At 63.7% G+C, this 20,352-nt stretch carries 17 protein-coding genes; 12 read left to right on the forward strand and 5 right to left on the reverse strand.

Annotation, left to right across the window (positions count from 1 at the left end):
- Window positions 1-231: 231 nt before the first annotated feature.
- The 6 genes from B4400_RS13545 to B4400_RS13570 are packed head-to-tail and all read left to right on the forward strand — an operon-like array spanning window position 232 to window position 9,249.
- Window positions 232-1,383 (forward strand): VOC family protein, encoded by a 1,152-nt coding sequence (locus tag B4400_RS13545; RefSeq protein WP_139361410.1) that lies wholly within the window; start codon window positions 232-234, stop codon window positions 1,381-1,383.
- Complete coding sequence (locus B4400_RS13550; protein WP_078310832.1) at window positions 1,380-2,318, forward strand: fumarylacetoacetate hydrolase family protein; 939 nt, start codon at window positions 1,380-1,382, stop codon at window positions 2,316-2,318. Before B4400_RS13545 ends, B4400_RS13550 begins: the two co-directional genes overlap by 4 nt.
- Window positions 2,315-4,201, forward strand: coding sequence for an acyl-CoA synthetase (locus B4400_RS13555; protein ID WP_078310833.1), 1,887 nt, complete (start codon window positions 2,315-2,317; stop codon window positions 4,199-4,201). The genes B4400_RS13550 and B4400_RS13555 overlap by 4 nt, the downstream gene beginning before the upstream one ends.
- Window positions 4,202-4,233: 32 nt before the next feature.
- The gene (mhpA, locus tag B4400_RS13560; RefSeq protein WP_078310890.1) at window positions 4,234-5,814 is read left to right on the forward strand and encodes a bifunctional 3-(3-hydroxy-phenyl)propionate/3-hydroxycinnamic acid hydroxylase MhpA; all 1,581 of its coding nucleotides are present in this window, start codon (window positions 4,234-4,236) and stop codon (window positions 5,812-5,814) included.
- Window positions 5,815-5,851: 37 nt separating this feature from the next.
- Complete coding sequence (locus B4400_RS13565) at window positions 5,852-6,313, forward strand: MmpS family transport accessory protein (protein ID WP_078310834.1); 462 nt, start codon at window positions 5,852-5,854, stop codon at window positions 6,311-6,313.
- Window positions 6,310-9,249: an MMPL/RND family transporter gene (locus B4400_RS13570; protein WP_078310891.1), complete on the forward strand. Its 2,940-nt coding sequence runs from the start codon at window positions 6,310-6,312 to the stop codon at window positions 9,247-9,249. The genes B4400_RS13565 and B4400_RS13570 overlap by 4 nt, the downstream gene beginning before the upstream one ends.
- A 120-nt stretch (window positions 9,250-9,369) precedes the next feature.
- Here B4400_RS13570 and B4400_RS13575 read toward each other — a convergent pair whose 3' ends face one another.
- Window positions 9,370-9,726 carry a MerR family transcriptional regulator gene (locus B4400_RS13575; protein WP_078310835.1) on the reverse strand — a complete coding sequence of 119 codons (357 nt, stop codon included), beginning with the start codon at window positions 9,724-9,726 and terminating at the stop codon, window positions 9,370-9,372.
- A gap of 135 nt (window positions 9,727-9,861) precedes the next feature.
- Between B4400_RS13575 and B4400_RS13580 the strand changes: the two genes are divergently transcribed.
- The gene (locus B4400_RS13580) at window positions 9,862-10,350 is read left to right on the forward strand and encodes an Hsp20/alpha crystallin family protein (protein ID WP_078310892.1); all 489 of its coding nucleotides are present in this window, start codon (window positions 9,862-9,864) and stop codon (window positions 10,348-10,350) included.
- Window positions 10,351-10,680: 330 nt separating this feature from the next.
- Here the strand turns inward: B4400_RS13580 and B4400_RS24675 are convergent, their stop codons facing one another.
- The gene (locus B4400_RS24675; protein ID WP_170915000.1) at window positions 10,681-10,824 is read right to left on the reverse strand and encodes a hypothetical protein; all 144 of its coding nucleotides are present in this window, start codon (window positions 10,822-10,824) and stop codon (window positions 10,681-10,683) included.
- 587 nt (window positions 10,825-11,411) lie between these two features.
- Window positions 11,412-12,299, reverse strand: coding sequence for an alpha/beta fold hydrolase (locus B4400_RS13590; RefSeq protein WP_078310836.1), 888 nt, complete (start codon window positions 12,297-12,299; stop codon window positions 11,412-11,414).
- A 171-nt stretch (window positions 12,300-12,470) separates the two neighbouring features.
- Between B4400_RS13590 and B4400_RS13595 the strand changes: the two genes are divergently transcribed.
- The 3 genes from B4400_RS13595 (at window position 12,471) to B4400_RS13605 (ending at window position 15,194) form a co-directional block, all read left to right on the forward strand.
- Window positions 12,471-13,088 (forward strand): TetR/AcrR family transcriptional regulator, encoded by a 618-nt coding sequence (locus B4400_RS13595; protein WP_078310837.1) that lies wholly within the window; start codon window positions 12,471-12,473, stop codon window positions 13,086-13,088.
- Window positions 13,085-14,077 (forward strand): NADP-dependent oxidoreductase, encoded by a 993-nt coding sequence (locus B4400_RS13600; RefSeq protein WP_078310838.1) that lies wholly within the window; start codon window positions 13,085-13,087, stop codon window positions 14,075-14,077. Before B4400_RS13595 ends, B4400_RS13600 begins: the two co-directional genes overlap by 4 nt.
- Window positions 14,078-14,333: 256 nt before the next feature.
- Entirely contained in the window at window positions 14,334-15,194 is an 861-nt protein-coding gene (locus B4400_RS13605; protein WP_078310839.1) for an alpha/beta fold hydrolase, read from the forward strand.
- A gap of 150 nt (window positions 15,195-15,344) precedes the next feature.
- Here the strand turns inward: B4400_RS13605 and B4400_RS13610 are convergent, their stop codons facing one another.
- Complete coding sequence (locus tag B4400_RS13610) at window positions 15,345-16,175, reverse strand: MerR family transcriptional regulator (RefSeq protein WP_078310840.1); 831 nt, start codon at window positions 16,173-16,175, stop codon at window positions 15,345-15,347.
- A 221-nt stretch (window positions 16,176-16,396) separates the two neighbouring features.
- Here B4400_RS13610 and B4400_RS13615 point away from each other — a divergent pair, with 221 nt between their 5' ends.
- Window positions 16,397-16,735 (forward strand): nuclear transport factor 2 family protein, encoded by a 339-nt coding sequence (locus B4400_RS13615; RefSeq protein ID WP_170915001.1) that lies wholly within the window; start codon window positions 16,397-16,399, stop codon window positions 16,733-16,735.
- Window positions 16,732-17,571: an SDR family NAD(P)-dependent oxidoreductase gene (locus tag B4400_RS13620; RefSeq protein WP_078310841.1), complete on the forward strand. Its 840-nt coding sequence runs from the start codon at window positions 16,732-16,734 to the stop codon at window positions 17,569-17,571. The genes B4400_RS13615 and B4400_RS13620 overlap by 4 nt, the downstream gene beginning before the upstream one ends.
- Window positions 17,572-18,120: 549 nt before the next feature.
- Here B4400_RS13620 and B4400_RS13625 read toward each other — a convergent pair.
- Complete coding sequence (locus B4400_RS13625; RefSeq protein WP_078310842.1) at window positions 18,121-20,349, reverse strand: S9 family peptidase; 2,229 nt, start codon at window positions 20,347-20,349, stop codon at window positions 18,121-18,123.
- Window positions 20,350-20,352: the final 3 nt, after the last annotated feature.

Consider the following 20,352-nt stretch of genomic DNA (forward strand, 5'->3'; position numbering starts at 1 on the left):
CAGATGTGTTCCACGGGCTGAATACGCTTCGTTATTTCTGCTGGCCAGTGCCATAGATGAGGACTGGTTGGCGCGACGCCTGGCGGCGTCAACTGCGCTAGACGTAAGGACAGTCTTGACCTGAATTGAACAATACTGTTCAATCAGTTACGTTGTTGTTGAGGCGTGGCCCACGGTGGCGGATGGAAAGGCTCGGCAATGAGCTCAGAATCGGCAGTAGCCGGCGACCCGATGTCTGACCGGGTCCCCGTGAGCAGCAGCACCGCCGGTGCACACGCCGACCTGCACAGCTCTGAGGGCGCCCGCAGCGGTGAGCATCCGGGCCGATCGCGTAACCCACTGATCAAGGTCACCGACGTCGCTTGGCTGGAATTCGACAAACCTGATCTGGCCCGTGCTGAAGCTTTTGCTCACGCGTTCGGCTTGGCCACCGCGATGCGCACTGACACCGAATTGCACTTGCGTGGCAGCGATCGCAACGCTCCCTGCGTACTCATCCGGCGCGGCACGCAAACCCGCTTCCGCGGAATGGCATTCGCCGCCGGCGACGACGCCGACCTGGTGCGCCTGGCCAACGCGACCGGCTCCCGGGTGACGCCGCTACCGGAATCGATGGGCGGCCTGGGCGTGCAATTGACCGATCCCAGCGGCATCCCGGTCCGTGTCGTGGCCACGACACGGCCGGTGCGCCCGCTGCCGAGGCAGGTACCCCACCTCCTCAACGTTGGCGACCGCCTTGAGCGGATCAATGTGACGCAGCGGCCGCCGCGAGTACCCTCCACGGTCCAACGTCTGGGTCACGTCGTTCTGCAAAGCACGAAATACCGTGCGGCACTGAATTGGTACCTCGACACCCTCGGCATGATCGTCAGCGACTTCCTGCACTTCCCCGGCCAGCGCGACCGAGGCCCGATCATGAGCTTTATACGCTGTGACCGCGGCTCGATCCCGAGCGACCATCACACCCTCGCGTTGGCGCTGGGGCCAGCCAACCGCTATGTGCACTCGGCCTACCAGGTCAGCGATCTCGACGCCCTCGCCGCCGGCGGCGAATACCTCAAAGAGCGCGGCTACCAACGTTCCTGGGGTATCGGGCGGCACGTCCAGGGCAGCCAGATCTTCGACTACTGGCGTGACCCCGACGGGTTCATGGTCGAACATTTCACCGACGGCGACATGTTCGACAACACCCTCGAACCCGGATGGGCCCAGTTCGGCGCCTCGGGCCTGGCGCAGTGGGGGCCGCCCGCCACGGCCGATTTCCTCGGCACCAGTGCCCGCCACATGCGGCGCGACGTACTCGAACTGCTGACCGCTGTGCGTAGCAATAACGAATTCGACGTCCACCGCCTCATCGGCTTACTGAAAGCGGCCAAGTCATGACCATTTCCGTTCTGCGCACCGCTGACGCCTGGTGGGTGCACACCCCAAACGGGGCAGCAAAGATAGTCACCGACGCCACCACCACCGGCGGCCTGCTGACCGACCGTGCCGCCATCGAGGCCGCGACGAACGACACCGAGACGGTGCCGGTCGACACCCTCGCACTGATCTCACCGGTTACCGCGCCGTGCCGGGTCGTGGCCCAGATGACCAACTTCGCCTCGCACGTCAAAGACTCCGGCATGGACCCGGACACGATCCCGTTGACCTTCTTCCGCAAATCCTCGGCATCGATCACCGGCCCCTTCGCCAACATCGTCAAACCCGGCCACGTCAAGCTGCTGGACTACGAAGTCGAAATCGGTCTGGTCATCGGGACCGACATCCCGGTAGGCACCCGCATTGACGAGGATGACCTCGCCCGCTACGTGGGCGGGCTGGTGGTCACCAACGATGTGTCCGCCCGCGACATTCAGCTGTCCCAAACCCAGTTCTACGAAGCTAAGTCGTACCCGACCTTCACCCCGGTCGGCCCGGCCTTGGTCTTGTTGACCGCCTCTGAACTCAAGCGCTTCGGCGATCTTCGCCTGCAGCTGCGCGTCAATGGCCAACTGCGCCAGAACATGCTTGTTGGTGATGACATGATCTACACGCCACGGCAGGCTCTGCAAGCACTGACCCGCTTCCAGGACCTCAGCGCCGGCGATCTCCTACTGACCGGGACGCCGGTGGGTACCGCACTGAGCGCACCGCCCAAGCCGATCCAGATCATCGCGTCCCTGTTGCCGCCCGCGGTGAAATGGAAGGCCTTCTTCAAACGTCAAGCCGGCAACCCGAGGTACCTGCATGACGGAGACGTCATCGAAGCAACCGCGGCTCTCGACGATGGCAGCATCAAGCTGGGCACGCAGACTAACACGGTGCGCTACGCATGAGCCCGAACCAGTTGTGGCCCAACTATGCCCGCCCGGATGATCTTCGCATCATCGAATCGATACCTTTGTCCCATCGCGGCCTGCCCGCTTCTACCTACGCGCTGCTCGCCCGTGCCGGGCAGATCTGGCCCGACCGGATGGCGGTCAGCGTACTGCCTGATGGTGAACGTTGGCAGCAGCCTGCCCGCCGCACCTTTGGGCACCTGCTACATGATGTCCACCAAGTGGCAAACCTCTTGCGCGACATCGGTGTTCAGCGCACCGATACCGTCGCTCTGATCGCACCGAACTGCGCCGACCTGATCACCGCGACACTGGCGGCACAGCTGGCTGGGATCGCAGCCCCGATCAACGGTGCACTCTCACCCGACCACATTGGTGAACTCATCCGCCGCTCCGGCGCCCGCGTCCTGATCACCGCCGACCCTGATCTCGATGCCACCGCGTGGACCATCGCCGAAGGCCTCGTCGCGGATGGTCTCATCGACACCGTCCTCCTTACCACCGCGACAGGCACCCCCGCGGCCACACGTGCGCATTTCCTGCCAGGCGCAAAAGTGGACTACCTCATGGGTCGGGCCGCCGACTACGACAGCGACCAATTCCATGGCGCTGCACCACAACCCGACGATCTGGCGGCACTATTTCACACCGGCGGAACCACCGGCGCCCCCAAGCTGGCCGCCCACACCCACGCCAACGAAGTCATCAACGCCTGGATGATCGCGGCCAACACCGTGCTTGACGAGACCGCCGGGCTGTTCGCCGCGTTGCCGCTATTCCATGTCAACGCACTCGTGGTAACCACCCTGGCTCCGCTGCTGCGTGGGCAACACGTCCTGTGGGCAGGACCACGGGGCTACCGAGACATGGCGCTGTACAGCAACTTCTGGAAAATCGTTGAGCGCTATCGGATAACCGCGATGAGCGCCGTCCCCACGGTGTACGCCGTCCTCGCGCACATCCCGGTCGATGCGGACATCTCCGACATGAAGCTCGCCGTGGTGGGCGCCGCAGCATTGCCCGCCGCGGTCCGCAACGACTTTCAGACACACACCGGGATTCCCCTCGTTGAGGGATACGGCCTGACCGAAGCGACCTGCGCAAGCGCCCGCAGCTTTCCCGATCATCCGCGGCCCGGTGCGGCGGGCCAAAGACTGCCTTACCAACAGATCAAAGCCGTCCATATCGACGATGACGGTGCGTGGCATGACCTGCCGCGCGGCTCCGTTGGCACCTTGGCCATCCACGGGCCCACCGTGTTCCCCGGGTACGTCATGGGCCGTAACGCCGATGGTTTCGTACTTGACGGCGACGGCAAACTGGTCGACGGCTGGCTCGACACCGGCGACCTGGCCTGGATCGATGACGACGATTTTGTCCATCTGTCCGGCCGTGCCAAAGACCTCATCATCCGCGGCGGGCACAATATCGACCCGGCAATGATCGAAGATGCCCTGCTCGCTCATCCCGACGTTATCGGCGCCGCTGCGGTGGGCCGCCCCGATATACATGCTGGCGAAGTACCGGTCGCCTACGTGACCGTACGACAGCACGCCACCGCTACCGCAGAGTCCTTACGGCAGTGGGCCGCTGACCACGTCGCCGAGGCGGCCGCCGCACCCAAAGCGGTCATCGTGATCGACACCATCCCGATTACCGCCATCGGCAAACCGTACAAACTGCCGCTACGGGCCGATGCCGCCCGCCGCGCCGTCACCGACGCCGTGACCGGCATCGACGGCATACACGCCGTGACCGCCGACACCGAAGACGGAGCAACGGTCGTCACCGTCAACCTCGCTGCGGGGAGCAGCCACGCGATGGTCGAGGCGATTCTGGACCGGTACACCATCACATGGCGTCTGATCGAGGAGCACTGAACGCCATGCTCCGATCAGATCCGGCACCTGTCGTGAATACCTCAGCACAGCAGCCGTTTCCGGTTGTCATCGTGGGGGCTGGGCCGACCGGCCTGACTGCTGCCACGCTGTTAGCTCAGCACGGCGTACCGTGCCTGCTGCTTGATCGGTGGCCCACGGTGTATCCGCAGCCACGGGCCGTACATCTCGACGACGAGATCTACCGCATCTTGGTGCAGTTAGGTGTCGGCGAACAGTTCGCCGCCATCTCCTGTCCCGGCGCGGGTATGCGGCTGCTCGATCACCATCGACGGGTGCTGAGCCAGATAGACCGCGTTCGGATCGGTATCCATGGATACCCGCAGGCCAATATGTTCGATCAGCCCGAATTGGAAGAGCTGCTGCGTGCCAACCTGGCGCGGTATCGGCAAGTCACAGTGCGAAGCGGTGTCGAAGTCACTGCGGTCAGACAGCTTGGCAACAGCCAGGTGTGGGTGAGGTTCACCGACCGCGATAGCGGTGATGAGCACCGTGTGATGGCTGCCTATGTCTTGGGCTGTGATGGCGCCAACAGCGTGGTCCGCACCGCCATCGGATCCAGCATGACTGCATGGCCGTTCGCCCAGCGGTGGCTTGTGGTCGACATGTCCTCGGACGCCGACCTGCGCCAATGGGACGGCGTACACCACTTGTGCGATCCAGATCGTCCGGCAACGTTCATGCGGATCGGAAAACGCCGCTACCGTTGGGAATTCAAACTTCACCACGATGAGACGGCGGCAGACTTTGACACCACTGTGAAGCTGCGGCCGCTGCTCGCCCCGTGGATAGGCAACGTCACGGCCAATGAACTCGAATTGATTCGGGCCACCGAGTACGACTTCCGCGCCTGCGTTGCCGATCACTGGCGCAACGGCAATGTGTTCATTCTGGGCGATGCCGCCCACCTGACCCCACCATTTGTCGGCCAGGGCATGGGAGCGGGAATGAGGGATGCGGCCAACCTCGCCTGGAAATTAGCCGGGGTGCTGGGCGGCCAGTTGCCCGCGCGGGTGCTGGACACCTATGAAAAAGAACGAAAGCCTCACGCCTGGAAAGCGATCGCCGTTGCGGTAGCCATCGGCATGGCCATGACCACTCGTAGCGCAGTGGGCGCTGCCATCTGCAAACTGCTGGTTCCCCGCCTACGTCACGTCCCGGGGGTGCGATCACGCATACGTCATTCGGGGTCGCCGCCGCTGACTCGGTCTGCGCTAGTGATCAAACCCCGACGCCCGCTGCAGCTAGCTGGCACCCAGATTCCGAATCTTGTTCTCAGCCAGGGCCAACGACTTGACACGGTCCTCGGGATGGGATTCGCAGTGGTCACCTGCGAAGCGGTGGATTGCGATCAACGAGCCCTGCTAGGTCGGTGCGGCGCCGACCTCATTATCGAACCACGCCAATCCGAGTTGGGCCGTTGGCTGCGCCGCGGCCACGCCAAAGTGGCGCTGGTTCGGCCGGATCGCACTGTAATGCAGACAGCCCGACACCTTTCTGAACTAGTTAGTACGACACCATTACTGGCTCCCCCAGCCGGCTCACCGCGTACAGCGAAACCCCATGAAGCGCCGAGCGAAACGAGGATCCAATGATTGTCATTCATCGCGCCCCAGCGACAGGGTCTCGATCATGAGTCGACGCAAACAAGCAAAAGGCCGAGCCGGCCGAGTGGCGGGCGCGTTGTGGATGCCCTTGGTAGCGCTGATCGTCATCGCGGTGGTGGGCTTCGGGGTGAATCGGATTCGGGAGAAGTCGCAGGCGATCAGCCACCCTCCGACTGCTCGTCCGATCCCGGCCACGGTGGTTCAGATCAATCCCAAGAATGTCACCTACGAGGTGTTCGGTGATCTCGGAAATAGCGGGAAGGTGGCCTATGCCAACCTCAATAGCGAACCCGTCAATGTCGTGCTGACCTCACTGCCGTGGTTGGTTTCGGAGACCACGATGTCGTCGGCCGTGTCGCTGAGCCTGGTGGCGCAGGTCGACGGCAACACTGTGGGTTGCCGCATACGGGTCAACGGAGAAGTGCGTGAGGAACAGGTCGTCAACCACGTCGGTGCCGCGGTTGCGTGCTCGGTGACGGCAGCATGACCGCGGGCCAGCAGCCGCCGGGTGATGACGCGGTCACGGGTCCGGTGCCGACTCAACGGCCGGTGAAGCACGAAACGCACAAGCATCCAGCCGCCGCACGCTGGCTTCGTGTGCTCGCGGTTCCGGTGGTGCTTTTCTGGGTCATTGCCGCCGCTGCCGTGACTATCTTTGTGCCCTCCCTGGAAGAAACCACCTCGGCCAACGCTAAAGCGATGATTCCGCGGGACGCGCCCTCGTCGGTTGCGGCCATCACTCAGGGGAAGGACTTCAAGGAATCCGACTACACCAGCGCTGCCGTCGTCGTGCTTGAGGCGCAGGGCCGCCAGCTCGGCGAACAGGACCGAAAGTATTACGACGAGATGGTTCGTCGGCTGCGGGACGACAAAGAGCATGTGCAGTCACTGATGGACATGTGGGGCGATCCGGTCACCCGCTCGGGTCAGCAGAGCGCGGACGGTCAGGTGGCAACGCTGACGGTCCGGCCGACCGGCGATTTGGCTGATGCCGACTCGAACAGGTCGATTAAGGCCATTCGGGGCATCATCGAGAAACTCGACAATGAGAAACCCGAGGGACTCAAGGTCTACGTGAGCGGTCCGGCGCCTTTGGCCTCGGACATGCTGACCGCCGCCGACGAGAGCATGGTCACGCTGGAAATCGTCACCGTCGTGGTGATCATCGTCATGCTGCTGATCGCCTTCCGCTCCGTTACCCGGGCGATCATCCCGCTGTTCGGTGTGTTGATCACGCTCGCTACCGCGCGTGGCGTGATCTCGCTGCTGGTTGAGAATCACGTCATCGGGATCTCGTCCTTCGGGATGAATATGGCGGTGTCCCTGGTCCTGGGTGTTGCCACCGACTACGGCATCTTCTACCTGGGCCGCTTCGAGGAGGCCTTGCGGGCCGGGGAGGACCGCGAGTCGGCGTACTACACCTCGGTGCACAACGTGACCCACGTCGTCATCGGCTCGGGAGTAGCGATCTCGGGTGCGTGCCTGTGTCTGAGCCTGACCACGCTCGACTACTTCCGCACCCTGGGGCCGCCGTGTTTCGTGGCGATGGCCGTGTCGGTCATGGCGGCCCTCACGATGGGCCCGGCGCTGTTGACGCTGGGAAGCAAGATCCCCTGGCTAGGCGAGCCGGCCAAGGCCAGCCCCGTCTGGCGTAAGCTCGGCACCGCCACCGCCAAGTGGCCCGCCGCCATGATTGCGGTTGCGGCACTGGTGATTCCGCTGTGCATCGCCAACCTGGCTAACTACACGGTGAGCTACAACGATCGGGACTACGCACCGACTTCTGTGGAAGCATCTCAGGGTTACGCAGCGGCCGACCGGCATTTCCAGCCGAGCCAGCTCTCGATCGACACCCTGTACATCAAGGCCGACCACGACATGCGCAACACCACCGACATGATCAGCCTGGACCGGATTGCCAAGAATATCGTCCGCACACCGGGCATTTCGATGGTGCAGAGCATCACCCGGCCCAACGGCCGACCGCTGGAACACGCCTCGCTGCCCTATTCCATGGGTTCCATGGGCACCATGATCGGCCAGAATCTCGGATTCATGAAAGACCGGGTCGCCGATATCGACACCATGGCCGCTCGTATGGGCGACATGATCGCCTCGACCCAAAAGATGACGAGCCTCACAGGACAATTAGCCGAAGGCGCGCAGATCTCCACAGAGGCCGCCAAGGGGCTCAAAGAGGCAATGGAGACGATGCGGGACAAGATGGCCGACTTCGATGACTTCTTCCGGCCAGTGCGCAACTATCTGTATTGGGAACCGCACTGCTTCGACATCCCGATCTGCTGGGCCATGCGCTCGCTGAACGAGTCTCTCGACAGTATCGACGAAACGACTCAGTATCTAGGGCCGATGGTCGATGGTCTGACCAAGATTTCCACCGCCACCCCGCAGATGATCGCCCAACTCAACGCCATGGTGCAGAACATGACTGTCATGCAGCGGCTGACGCTGACCACGCAGAGCCTGATGCATGCGACCATCACCCAGCTTGAGCCGATGGTCAGCCCGATGGTCGACATGGCGCAGGCGTTCGACAACGCCAAGAACGACGACTTCTTCTTCCTGCCCCCGGATTCCTTCAAAACCACGGAATTTCAGACTGGGTTGAAGTTCATGATGACGCCCGACGGTAGGGGTACCCGCATCATGATCTACCACCAGGGCGAAGCAATGAGCCCCGAGGGCATCGATCAGATCCAGCGCGCTGATGCCGCCGCCCACGAAGCCATCAAGGGCACCTCCCTATCGGACGTACAGCTTCTCATGGCCGGCTCATCCTCAAATTTCCGTGATGTGCAAACGTTTTCCATGAACGACATCCTGACGATGATGCTGGCCACCTTCGGGTTGGTGTTCCTGATCGTCATGGTCATCACGCGAACGCTGGCCGGTTCGGTGATCGTGTTGATCACCGTGGTGCTGTCCTTCCTGGGCTCGCTGGGGCTGGCGGCTTTCATCTGGGAGACCCTGTTCGGCATCACCTTGCATTGGCTCACACTGCCCATCGCCTTCATCGTGCTCGTCGGCGTGGGCTGCGACTACAACCTGCTACTGCTGTCCCGATACCGCGAAGAGTTGTCGGCCGGCATCCGCACCGGCCTGATCCGAACTATCACCGGCTCCGGCAACGTCGCTGTCACTGCGGCGTTCGTGCTCGCCGGAACCATGCTGGCGATGCTCTCCAGCGACGTGGTCAACATCGGCCAAGCCGGAGCGACCATCTGCATCGGACTGGTCTTCGACATGATGATCGTCCGGCTATTGCTGGTGATGCCGTTAGCCAGTCTCCTCGGGCCCTGGTTCTGGTGGCCGCAGAAACTGCCCACGCCGAAGCGGGCCACCTTCAGAAATGAGCCGAGCCCCGGACCACAATCCATCAGCGAGGTCAGTCCACAGGCGTAGATCGAAGGCACTTAAACTCACTCAGGCTCGCATCCTCGGCCGCCATGTCGCTCGCTTCCCACGTGCATGCAGGCCGCGCCCAATTCCCAGCCGCGCCGGGTCCAGCGCTCAATAGCGGATCTAACCGTCCTCCACTGAGCCGTTGCGTTTAGGTCGGACGTGGTCGGCGGCGCTAGATCGTAGTGCGGCGTTGACATCTTCTAGGTCCAAGATGCGACCGATGCCTGCGATGTTGACGCCGACCATAACGAGGGCGACGATGCGTTCGATACGCGCCAAGTCATCGGCACTGTAGCGGCGGGTGCCGCCCTCCGTGCGCGCCGGGGATAGCAACCCATGGCGTTCCCACAGTCGCAGCGATTGCGTGGGGGCGCCGGATAATTCCGCGGCGATCGTGATCCCGTACACCCCGTGGTGGGGTGCGGGCATCCGAGCGCGGATCCCAGGGCCTTGCACCGGCAAGCCTTCATTGATCATCGTCACAACTTTTCTCGTTCGCCTACTTGCACTCGGCATCATTGAGTGCTAAATAAATCTATACCAACTGGCATAGATAAAACAGTTGGAAGCGCACAGATGGCACAAGGGAAAGGACAGATGGAGGTGGCCACGATGCTGATGCGTACCGATCCATTCCGAGAGCTAGATCGCTTCACCCAGCAGGTGCTGGGAACCGCGGCACGTCCGGCGGCGATGCCGATGGATGCCTGGCGTGACGGGGATGAGTTCCACGTGGAGTTCGATCTGCCCGGTATCGCTACCGATTCGCTGGATCTGGATATCGAGAACAATGTGGTGACAGTGCGCGCCGAACGCGCACCGCTGGATCCCGGCCGTGAGATGTTGGCCGCCGAGCGTGCCCGCGGGGTGTTCTCACGCCAGTTGGTACTGGGCAACAATCTGGACACCGGCCGGATCACCGCGGACTACCACGACGGCGTGTTGCGGTTAGTGGTCCCGGTAGCCGAGAAAGCCAAACCCCGCAAAATCGCCGTGGATCGCCCGGCCGCCGCCAAGGCGATCGATGACACCACGGTGATCACCGAAGAGGGCGACGCGGTGCGTGGCGGTGGTGCGATCAAGGAACCGGTCAGCGCCTGACTGTGTTCGTGTTCCACTAGCTGGGCCGAGGCCTCACGTGCCGCCCCGATGCCACCTGGCGCCGTGCTACGTCTCATCCCGGCGCCAGGTGTCCTCGGGATGATGCCGGCGGGGCTCATGCCAGCGATCCATCCTCAGCTCAATCATCCCGATGCCCTAGGTAGACACCTGGGCTGCAGCGAAATACATATTGCAATAGACCGCATCTCAAAACCTGGATGGTCGGCCCCGCTGACAGCACAAAGGAGGTGAGCAATGACGCAGAGCGTCATGATGGTGGCGCCGGCACCGCCAAGCCCGGCCGAGTCAGAGGTGCTGGCCACCCTGGATCTAGACGACGCCACAGGGCTGATAGCGCTGATCGCTGAAGTCGACGCCATACTCGGCGCCGCCGAAGCTCACCGATGCCAGCGGCCGGCGCCACCAGCGGTCGGGTGCGCCCTTCGCGGGCCCCGGCAAGCTGGTCGGTCTCACCACCGCCCATCGCCGCGACAACACAGTGAACCAGTCCGGCGAGTCGACCCGATGCAGCGCAGCCCTCCGCCAACAAGATCCACACGCCCACAAGCTAATCCGATCACGATCAGGTGAAAGCGAGGTGCCGGTACAGCTATCCAACCGTGCCGGGCCAGCCCGTCCCGAAAGGTCCACACCACTTGGGCGTCGTCGTCTGCGCCCACACCTGGACGATCTGCACACGCCAACGCCACACCCAGGCAACAGTTCCCCGAGGCGGGCTGACCCGGCACCACCATCACCGATACAAGGGCGTGGCGATTGCTGTGACATGCTCTAGCGGTGACCGCTCGGCGAGGCGGAAGCCGGAGCGCCGGTGCACGGCGTTGTCAAAACTTCGTGTAGCCGTCGTCCATGCCGATGGCCTTGGACGAATTCTTCGACGATGTACCTACCGGAGGCTGGTTTCAGCATCACCATGGCCTGAATCTCGGAGAACTCTCGGAATGCTTAGACCAGGCGACTGCCGTCGAATCAGCGCCGAGGCGTACCGACAAGCCGTTGAACCGTTGTTGACGTTCATCGCGGACGGTCCAGTGGGTCGGTCAGTTCCGCGGAAGATCCAGTGCACTGATCGCCGCGACCTCAGGACGGTGCGGGCGCGGAGCCAGGAAGTCCAGAACCTCCGGTACGAACTCATGGTGGTACTGAAAGACGCCACCGTGGCCGGAGTTGGGGTAGATCCGAAGGCGGGAGTCCGGCAGCCGAGCGGCCATGTCCTTGGAGTGCTCACTGGCGACCATCAGGTCATGGTCGCCGTTGGCGACGAAGACCGGGATTTTGATCTGTGACAGGTCGTCGGCGGGGTGCAGTCCCGCGCTGGTGATTGCTCGCATCTGCGCGAGGCCGGCCTGTGAGGATATCGGCTTGTCCAGATCCGACGTGCGCTCCGCGAGCCGCTCGAGGTAGGCGTTGGCCGCCTCTTTGCCCTTCGTGGTACGAGGGAAAAACAGGAAGTGGCGTGGGTCCTTTCGGGACAGGAACGCCTTGGTGTAGGCGCCACCGACGATGAATGGCATCTTCCAGATTCCCCCGCCGCCGCGCGGGCCGGTGCCCGCGAGCACCATGCGGCGCACAAGGTCAGGAGCCTGGAGGGCAATCATCTGAGCCACGCCACCACCGAGCGAGAAACCGATCAGGTCTACCTGCTCGTACCCCAGCGCACGGATGAACGCGATCGCGTCGGCGCCCATCTGCTCGATGTCGGTCGGCACACGTCCGGCGGTAGCCCCCACCCCCCGGTTATCGAACGCGATCACATGGTGATGAGCGGCGACGCCATCCAGGACGCGCGGATCCCAGTCATCGAGGACGGCAGTCAGGTGGTGCAGGAACACTACCGGCACGCCGACGGGCCTGCCCAGCTCGCGGTAGGTGAACGAGGTGCCGTCGACGTCAATTGTCTTGGTGGGCGCGGTCTTCCAGTTAGCCATGACTCCTTCTTTCGTCAGGGTGCTGCGGGGTTGGGCGGGCATGCGCAGGACCGCACGTCGAGCTGATCGGCAGGCGCTGCCGTGAAATGGTCCGATTTCCTTTGCGGCACGACTGTTATATTATGATCATAATGCTATGGTGTTGACAAGCCCAGTAAGGAGATCCGCGTCATGGTGAGATACAGCCCGGAACACAAGGAAGCGACCCGGCGCCGGATGATCGAGTCCGCCGGACGCAGGTTCAAGAGCGACGGAATCGACGGCTCCGGCATCGCGACGCTGGTCGCCGACGCCGGCCTGACCAACGGAGCCTTCTACGGCCACTTCTCTTCGAAGGACGACCTGGTCGCTACGGTCGTCGCGCAACAGCTCGAGGACCAGGTCGCCGTTGTGAACTCGCTGCCGGCCGGCCTTGACTCGGTCGAGGCGTTCCTCCGGGAGTACCTCTCCCCCGCACACCGCCACGATCTCGCTGGTGGCTGCCCCTCCGCGGCACTGCTGGATGAGATCGGGCGGTGCGATGTCACGATCCGGGAGGCCTACACCGACGGCGCCAGTTCGATGATCGAGGCGATTGCCCGCCACCTCGATGACGGCGACCCGCAGCGGACCAACGAGCGTGCGATTGGCTTGTTCTCCTTGCTCGTCGGCTCGCTCCAGGCCGCCCGCGCGGTCACCGATACCGCGCTGTCCGACCGCATCCTTGCGGCGGCGTTCAGCAACGCCATGACCCTTGCCGGCGCTTCACGAAATCCCGTACGCCCAACGATCCGACAGGAAACAGAATGAAGGCCTTCGTCGTCACTCATTACGGCCCCGACGGGCTCCGGGCTGCTGATGTCCCGACGCCGAGCGTTGGACCTCGCGACGTTCTGATAGACGTCCGGGCCGCTAGTATCAATCCGCTCGACAAGATGGTCCGCAACGGGGAGTTCAAGCAGCTCATCAGGTACAAGCGGCCTTTCATCCTCGGCCATGACCTGGCCGGCGTGATCACCAAGGTCGGCGCCGAGGTCCGCGGCTTCAAGGCGGGTGATGAGGTCTACGCCCGGCCGCGAGACCTGCGTATCGGCGCCTTTGCCGAACAGGTAGCCGTCGATGCTGACGACATCGCCCTCAAACCCGCCTCCCTGTCGTTTGAGGAAGCGGCCGCAGTGCCCCTCGTCGCGCTCGCCGCGTGGCAGGCCCTGGCCGAGCTAGCCGATGTCCAACCGGGGCAGAAGGTCCTGGTCCACGCCGGCGCAGGCGGATTGGGCTCCACAGCCATCCAGGTCGCCAAGCACCTCGGCGCGTATGTCGCCACTACTGCGAGCGCCAAGGACATCGACAAGGTTCGGGCCCTGGGTGCCGACGAGGTCATCGACTTCAGGGCCCGGGAATTCGCCCAGGTCCTGTCCGGGTACGACGTCGTGCTGGACTCCCTAGGTCTGGCGAGTCTGGAGAAGTCATTGACCGTTCTGCAGCCAGGCGGTCTTGCGATCAGCGTCGTCGGACCGCCGGACCCGGCCTTCGCCGATCAACTCCGGCAGCCGGTCCTTAAGCCCGTTATGGCCGTTCTCAGCCGCAAGATCCGCCGTCAAGCACGCAAGCTGGGCGTGCGTTACTCATTCTTTTTCATGCGGGCTAGCGGTCCGCAGCTCGCGATGCTCGGGGCGCTCTACGACGCGGGCACCCTGCGACCTGTCCTGGACCGGACCTTCCCGTTCGCAGAGACGCTGGACGCTATGGCCTACGTCGAGCAGGGCAAAGCTAACGGCAAGATCACAGTGAGCCGATGACGATTTCGGCAGATCACCGTCCGTCCTGGTCGCCGGCGCCGGTCGGGGAATCGGACTTCTCGCCGCGCGCCGAAACTCATCGGCGATCCCCAGAAGGTCATGAAAGCCGACAACCGCTCTCGCACCGCCCGACACCTGAAACGACGCTACCGGTGCGACAACCTCAGCCGAACTCAGCCGGCACTCGTATCAGTAACCACAACAACCGTCACTGACGCATTGTTCGCAAGCGCCACCACATCCTAAGGAGTTCTCCATGAGCAACAACAGCAACGAGGCCATCCTCAGCTCGTACGCGCAGGCCCCAACGCGCACCGTCGCCGTCGGCAATACAAGGTACGCATACCGGGAACTGGGCCCCAAGGGAGGCATTCCCGTTGTCTTCTTCGTCCACCTCGCGGGGACCCTCGACAACTGGGACCCCCGCATCATCGACCCCATCGCACAGAATCGACACGTCATCGCGTTCGACCAGCGCGGCGTCGGTGCCTCCACCGGACAGGTGCCTGACACCCTCGAAGAAGCCGCCGATCACGCCTACGAATTCATCGCGGCACTCGGATACGAGACCATCGACATCTTCTCCTTCTCGATGGGCGGCATGATCGCCCAGGACCTGATCGTCAAACATCCCGACCTGGTCCGCAAACTCGTCCTCACCGGGACCGGACCGCGCGGCGGCAAGGACATCGACAAGGTTGCCAGCGTGACCTACTGGGACATCCTGCGCGCGACATTGACGAGGTCGGACCCGAAGGAATTCCTCTTCTTCAACCGCGATACCGCGGGAAAGGCCGCGGGGAAAGCATTCATCAAGCGACTCCGGGAACGCACCGCCGATCGGGACCAGGAGATCAACATCAAGGCGCTGCTGACTCAATTGAAGGCGATACAGAAGTTCGGCCGCTCGGCTCCCTCAGACCTGTCCATGTTCACCCAGCCGACGCTGATCGCAAACGGAGGCCACGACCGCATGGTCCCCACCGTCCTGTCAGAGGACCTGCACAACCGCATCCAGGGCAGCCAACTGCTCATCTACCCCAACTCCGGTCACGGCGGGATCTTCCAGTACCACAAGGAATTCGCCCCCGCCGCCGCCGAGTTCCTCGCCGACTAAACCGCTGGCGAGATCCAGCGCCAGCTGCTCCTGGGTCATGCCGCGCTCGATCCGCAGATCCCGCACCCTAGCGCCCACGGTGTTCCGAATCCGTGCCCAAACCGCGCGGGCTCGCACATGGCCGAGGAATGAACTGGCTGAGAACTGCTGTCAGCATGGCGGTGGAGCGGTGCTAAAGATCGGCCAACAGATTTCTGTGGCGGTGAACGCTGTCGGATCTGAGGGCGTAGCACCGATGTAGTGTTCGCGGATCGGCCCCTGGCCGCTGATCAGATGCTCGTTTGCGTATATGCCCAGAGCCCCGTAACTGCGGTCGATGCTCTCGTCGTGGCCGCCGGGGTGAGTGAGCACGGCGAATTCGGCCTGAGGCAAGACCTCGGCACGCACCCCCTCCGGAGTGATCGCGGACTGCGGCGCAGGCACGAACAGGGTCGCCTTGCCACGTGATTCGAGAAACAGTGCTCGGTCGTAGAGGCCACCCGGAACGACCGCCGACGGTGCGCCTGTCGCCGTGGCAACTGCGTCTCTCAGTGTCTTCAGCGTCGCCACGAACCAGCTGTCGATCGCGGAAACCTCGATGGTGGCGCCGATCGACCACACGGCGAGCGCGGGTTCATGGCGCAACTCCACAGCGGCGGAGGTGTGCACGGGAGAAAGCAGCTCGCGCAGCGCGCCAACGGTGTCACGGGTGTGCTGCAGTTGCACTTCCATTTGTTCGAGATGAGTCGTGATGATCTCAGTGCGGGCCGCGGCGTCGTCTGTGCTCAGCAGCGCCTTGATGTCGGGAATGGACATGCCCAGAGAGCGGAACCGGCGGATGATGTGTGCATGATCGACCTGGCTGGTGTCGTAGAACCGGTAGCCAGTGTGGAGATCGATGTCAGCTGGTTCGAGAATGCCGATGTCGTGGTAGTGCCGTAGCGCCTTCCTGCTCAGGCTGGTCATCACCGCGAAATCACCGATCGAGACCCGCGCGCCCATGGCATCCTCCTCTGTGTTCCGCCGCCTGTGTTAAGGGGTGGGTCCATCCTGAAGTCTCCCCCTGGGGCCAGGTCAACATCGCGGCGTGAGACCGAAGGCTCCTGTCCCGTTCCAGTGGCCTCCCTGGGGAACCGAGGGCCTGGCTGCCGGGGCCGCACGAATACGAGATTCGCCCTGCCGAAGGTTGACCTTCCCCTTAGGGGAAGCTCCAACCTGGGGTCATGACCACAGAATGGGAAGCACTCCCGGACACCGTAAAAACGTTCATGACCGCACTCAGCACCCCAGTGGACGGCCGAGCGGTAGCCACGTTCACCGCCGATGCCGTCGTGACCGATGAGGGCCGCGACTACACGGGCCGCGACGAGATCGGGGCCTGGCTGACCGCCTCGGCCGGCGAATACATCTATACCTCCGAGTTCACCGGCGCGACCACAACCGACACGACCATCGACGTCGGGCAGCACCTGGAGGGCGACTTCCCCGGCGGGGTCGTCGACCTGCACTTCCGCTTCACGTTGGACGGCGCGTTGATCAGCCGGTTGGTGATCGAGCCATGACAAGGAGATGGTTCATCACCGGGGGCACGCCCGGCGGCTTCGGGGTGGCGTTCGCCGAGGCGGCGCTGGAGACCGGGGACCGCGTGACGCTCACCTCCCGGCGCCCGCAGGAGCTGGCGACGTGGGCCGAGCAGTACGGCGACCGCGTTCTGGTCGTGCCGCTGGAACTCACCGATGCGGCGCAGGTGCAGCGCGCGGTGCATGCCGCCGAGGAGCGCTTCGGCGGCATCGACGTGCTCGTCAACAACGCCGGCCGCGGTTGGTACGGATCGATCGAAGCGATGGACGAGTCCTCGTTGCGGGCAATGTTCGAACTGAACTTCTTCGCCGTGCTGTCGGTGACACGTGCAGTGCTGCCCGGGATGCGCGCCCGCGGCAACGGGTGGATCGTCAACGTGTCCTCGGTGGCCGGGCTTGTGTCCGCACCCGGATTTGGCTACTACAGTGCGACGAAGTTCGCCATCGAAGCCATCACCGATGCGCTGCGTGATGAGGTCGCCACACAGGGCATCTCCGTCTTGACAGTCGAACCGGGGGCGTTCCGCACGAACGCTTACGCCGGCTTCGCCAACGAGCCTGTCGCGGAGCCGATCCCGGAATATCACCACATGCTGGAGCAGGTCCGAGCCGTCTTCGTCGGGATGGACGGTGTGCAGCCCGGCGATCCGCTCCGCGGTGCCCGTGCGGTGATCGCGGCGATGGCCCAGAACCCGCCGCCCCGACGGCTGGTCCTAGGCAATAGCGGCTACGACGCCGTGATCGATACGCTGCAGCAGACGCTCGCCGACATCCGGGCGAACGAGACGCTTTCTCGCAGTGCGGATTTCCCTACATAGTCGGCCGACGCAGTGCGTCTTCCCCGTGGTGCTGCCGCCGGTCCTTGTGACCAGGGCATCGACGTCGAAAGCGTCGCGGCCCTTCGCCGCCCCGGCCGTGTTCCTGCCGTCGACGATGCTGCGACCGCTCCTGATATTTGGGTTCATCTTTCTTCCTTTTCAACCCATTGGTTGTCTGGCCGGTGTGCCTGCATCGGGCCCACTGCGCTGCGCCGCCGACGTGCACGGTCGTGCAGGTTAGCTGAGTCCGAGTTCGGTGAGGCGTTCGTGATTGGCGTTGAACTAGGCCTCTTCCTGACCTGGCGCCGGGAAGATCAGGTGGCGGCACAGCTCACGAAGGCTCGTGCCCTCGTAGCCAAGATCGCGAACGCATTGCCCGTACCGAAACTTCATTCCTACTAGCTCGATCCAGGGTTAGAGTCGCGTCCGCAGACGTAGCTCGTGCCCACGCGGAAAAAGGTTCGGTCTGGGCGATCCGCCTGGCTATGGCTGCTCTGTACAACCCGGCGCAGCTAGATGTGCTGAAGCGGGACGGAGAGATCGTGCCGGTCAGCCGAGGGGAGGTAGCAGCAGCGGCTGCAGTCGGTAGCTGGGCGGCTCGGTGCCGTGTAGATGCCGCACAAAGTAATCCCAGGTGCGACGTAGCGAATAGTGCAGCCAACCGTACAGCGAGTGCTCGGCACCAGGAATCATGATCAAGTCGAAGTCCTTGTCCGCCTTGATGAGTGCATCGGCCAGGCGCATCGTCATGTATGGATGTGCGTTGTCGTCGAGTTCACCGTGGATGAGCAGCAGCTTGCCTTTCAGGTTGGCGGCCAGCGTGGTGTTCGAGATCGCCGCTTTGCCTTCGGCGCTCAGATCGCCGTGGTAGTGCTCGGCCCACATCGCCAGGTTGAGGGCGTTGTCATGATTGCCCGAGACCGCGACGGCCACCGAGTAGAAGTCCGGGTATCGCAGCACGGCACGCGCCGCGGCGAACGCACCGGCGGACTGTCCGGTAATCCCGACTCGGGCGGTGTCCAGCCACGGATACCGTTGTCCGAGTTCGCGGATTGCGGCGATGTGGTCGTCCAGGGCGCCAGCGTTGCCGAGATCTCCATAGGAGTGGTCATGAAATGCCTTGCTGCGCCCCGCGCTTCCGCGACCGTCGATGGCCACCACCGCGAACCCGAGCGCGGCGAAGGCCTCCGGTTCGCCATAGTGCGGCGGGTTGAACATCGGTCCGGCGCGGTAGAGCTGCGGCCCCGGATAGATGTGTTCGATGATCGGGTACGTGCGGTCCGGGTCCAGATCGTGCGGTCGCCAGAGCAGACCGTAGATGGGGGTTCTGCCGTCCGCGGCGGTCGTCCGGAACCGCTCCGGCGGTTGCCAACCCAGAATCCTCAGGTCGTCGGTGTCGGGCGTCTCCAACTCCACCACCACCTGACCCTCCCCGTCGAGTACCACTGAGCGTGGCGGCAGGCTCGGGCTTGAGGCCCGGTCCACCAGGTAGCCGCCCTGCGGCGGGCTGACCGCATCATGATCCAGCTCGTCATCTGTGAGGCGGGTGAACTCGTTGCCGTCCAGTCCGATTCGGCAGAGCTGCCGCAGATACGGGTCGGCCTCGACCAGACCGTTGGCCGCGAAGTACACCTGCCGAGCCTTCTCGTCGACCCATAGCAGGCTGCTCACCAGCCACGGCCCGGCGGTGATCTGGGTGACCTGGGCGCCGTCCGCCGAATAGAGGTACAGGTGGCCCCAACCGTCGCGCTGCGACCACCACAGGATCTCACCGGTGTCCAGCACGTGCACCATGTGCGGGTCGCCGAGCACCACGGTCGGGTCGACCCGCGTCTGGCATGTCTCCGTGATCAGCGTGGTGACCTCGCCGTTCGACGGGTCGAGTCGACGCAGTCGCAACGTCCGGGCGTCGCGCGATTGGTGCAGGTAATGAACGACGTCCGCACTCGACCACCAGGCGTAGACGAGTGCGACATTGTGCATGATCGGTGTCGGCTCGCTCTGCTGCCGTACGACCGTGCGTTGCCCGACGTCGAGCACGTTCCAGGTCATCGTTGCCACGGTGTCCTCGCCGGGCATCGAGTAACGGGTGCGGTGTTCCACCGGTCGGCCACCGTCAGCCGGGCTCGATTCTACGAGCACCAGTTCGGGCACCTCACGTTGATCGATGCGCTGCACCAGGATTCGGGTGGAATCGGGCGACCAGTGCAAAATCAACGGCGGCGGTATGCCGAGCGCGCGTGTCAGCGCCCCCGCTCCGGTAGTCTCCGGCAGGCCGCCATAATCGAAGTAGGGTTCGGCGTCATCGGTGAGGGCATGTTCGGTGCCATCGGCCCGGTTGCGGATCCAGATATTGCCATCGCGGCCGAACGCGTCCCACCGCTCATCGGGCGACGGGATCGCGCCCGGAATGGTTGCGGTGGTGTCAGATTCGGTGCAGGCGTTGTCCGCCCATCGCCAATTCCGGCCGAACGCGCTGAACAGCACCGTGTCGTCGGCACGAATTTCCACGGCCTGTATCGGTAGATCGGCACCGGTTACCGCCTGCCCAACTGCCGCCGACAGTGCGGCAGCCAGCGCGTCGTGGTCGAAGGCGGCACGACGAGCCTTCACGCTCGGATCAACCGCGACGTAGCGGGTTCCGATCCGGTACCAGAATCGGGCACCGTCGGCGAACCACTGCGGTGTCAGCACCGTGCCCGGCACCCGCCGGGCCCGGTGCGGGAAAAGCATCTGCTCGGCACGCGCGTAATCGGAATCGCTCAGCAATGTCGTCACACC

It is taken from the genome of Mycobacterium sp. D16Q13, assembly GCF_002013375.1.
Lineage (GTDB): Bacteria > Actinomycetota > Actinomycetes > Mycobacteriales > Mycobacteriaceae > Mycobacterium.

Excerpts from the sequence above, each read along its gene's own strand:
- B4400_RS13615 (WP_170915001.1), top strand. The coding sequence starts at position 16,397 with ATGACCACAGAATGGGAAGCACTCCCGGACACCGTAAAAACGTTCATG.
- B4400_RS13555 (WP_078310833.1), top strand. The coding sequence starts at position 2,315 with ATGAGCCCGAACCAGTTGTGGCCCAACTATGCCCGCCCGGATGATCTT.
- B4400_RS13600 (WP_078310838.1), top strand. The coding sequence starts at position 13,085 with ATGAAGGCCTTCGTCGTCACTCATTACGGCCCCGACGGGCTCCGGGCT.
- B4400_RS13595 (WP_078310837.1), top strand. The coding sequence starts at position 12,471 with ATGGTGAGATACAGCCCGGAACACAAGGAAGCGACCCGGCGCCGGATG.
- B4400_RS13575 (WP_078310835.1), bottom strand. The coding sequence starts at position 9,726 with ATGATCAATGAAGGCTTGCCGGTGCAAGGCCCTGGGATCCGCGCTCGG.
- B4400_RS13590 (WP_078310836.1), bottom strand. The coding sequence starts at position 12,299 with ATGGCTAACTGGAAGACCGCGCCCACCAAGACAATTGACGTCGACGGC.
- B4400_RS13565 (WP_078310834.1), top strand. The coding sequence starts at position 5,852 with ATGAGTCGACGCAAACAAGCAAAAGGCCGAGCCGGCCGAGTGGCGGGC.
- B4400_RS13550 (WP_078310832.1), top strand. The coding sequence starts at position 1,380 with ATGACCATTTCCGTTCTGCGCACCGCTGACGCCTGGTGGGTGCACACC.
- B4400_RS13570 (WP_078310891.1), top strand. The coding sequence starts at position 6,310 with ATGACCGCGGGCCAGCAGCCGCCGGGTGATGACGCGGTCACGGGTCCG.
- B4400_RS13605 (WP_078310839.1), top strand. The coding sequence starts at position 14,334 with ATGAGCAACAACAGCAACGAGGCCATCCTCAGCTCGTACGCGCAGGCC.
- B4400_RS13545 (WP_139361410.1), top strand. The coding sequence starts at position 232 with ATGTCTGACCGGGTCCCCGTGAGCAGCAGCACCGCCGGTGCACACGCC.
- B4400_RS13620 (WP_078310841.1), top strand. The coding sequence starts at position 16,732 with ATGACAAGGAGATGGTTCATCACCGGGGGCACGCCCGGCGGCTTCGGG.
- B4400_RS13610 (WP_078310840.1), bottom strand. The coding sequence starts at position 16,175 with ATGGGCGCGCGGGTCTCGATCGGTGATTTCGCGGTGATGACCAGCCTG.
- B4400_RS13580 (WP_078310892.1), top strand. The coding sequence starts at position 9,862 with ATGCTGATGCGTACCGATCCATTCCGAGAGCTAGATCGCTTCACCCAG.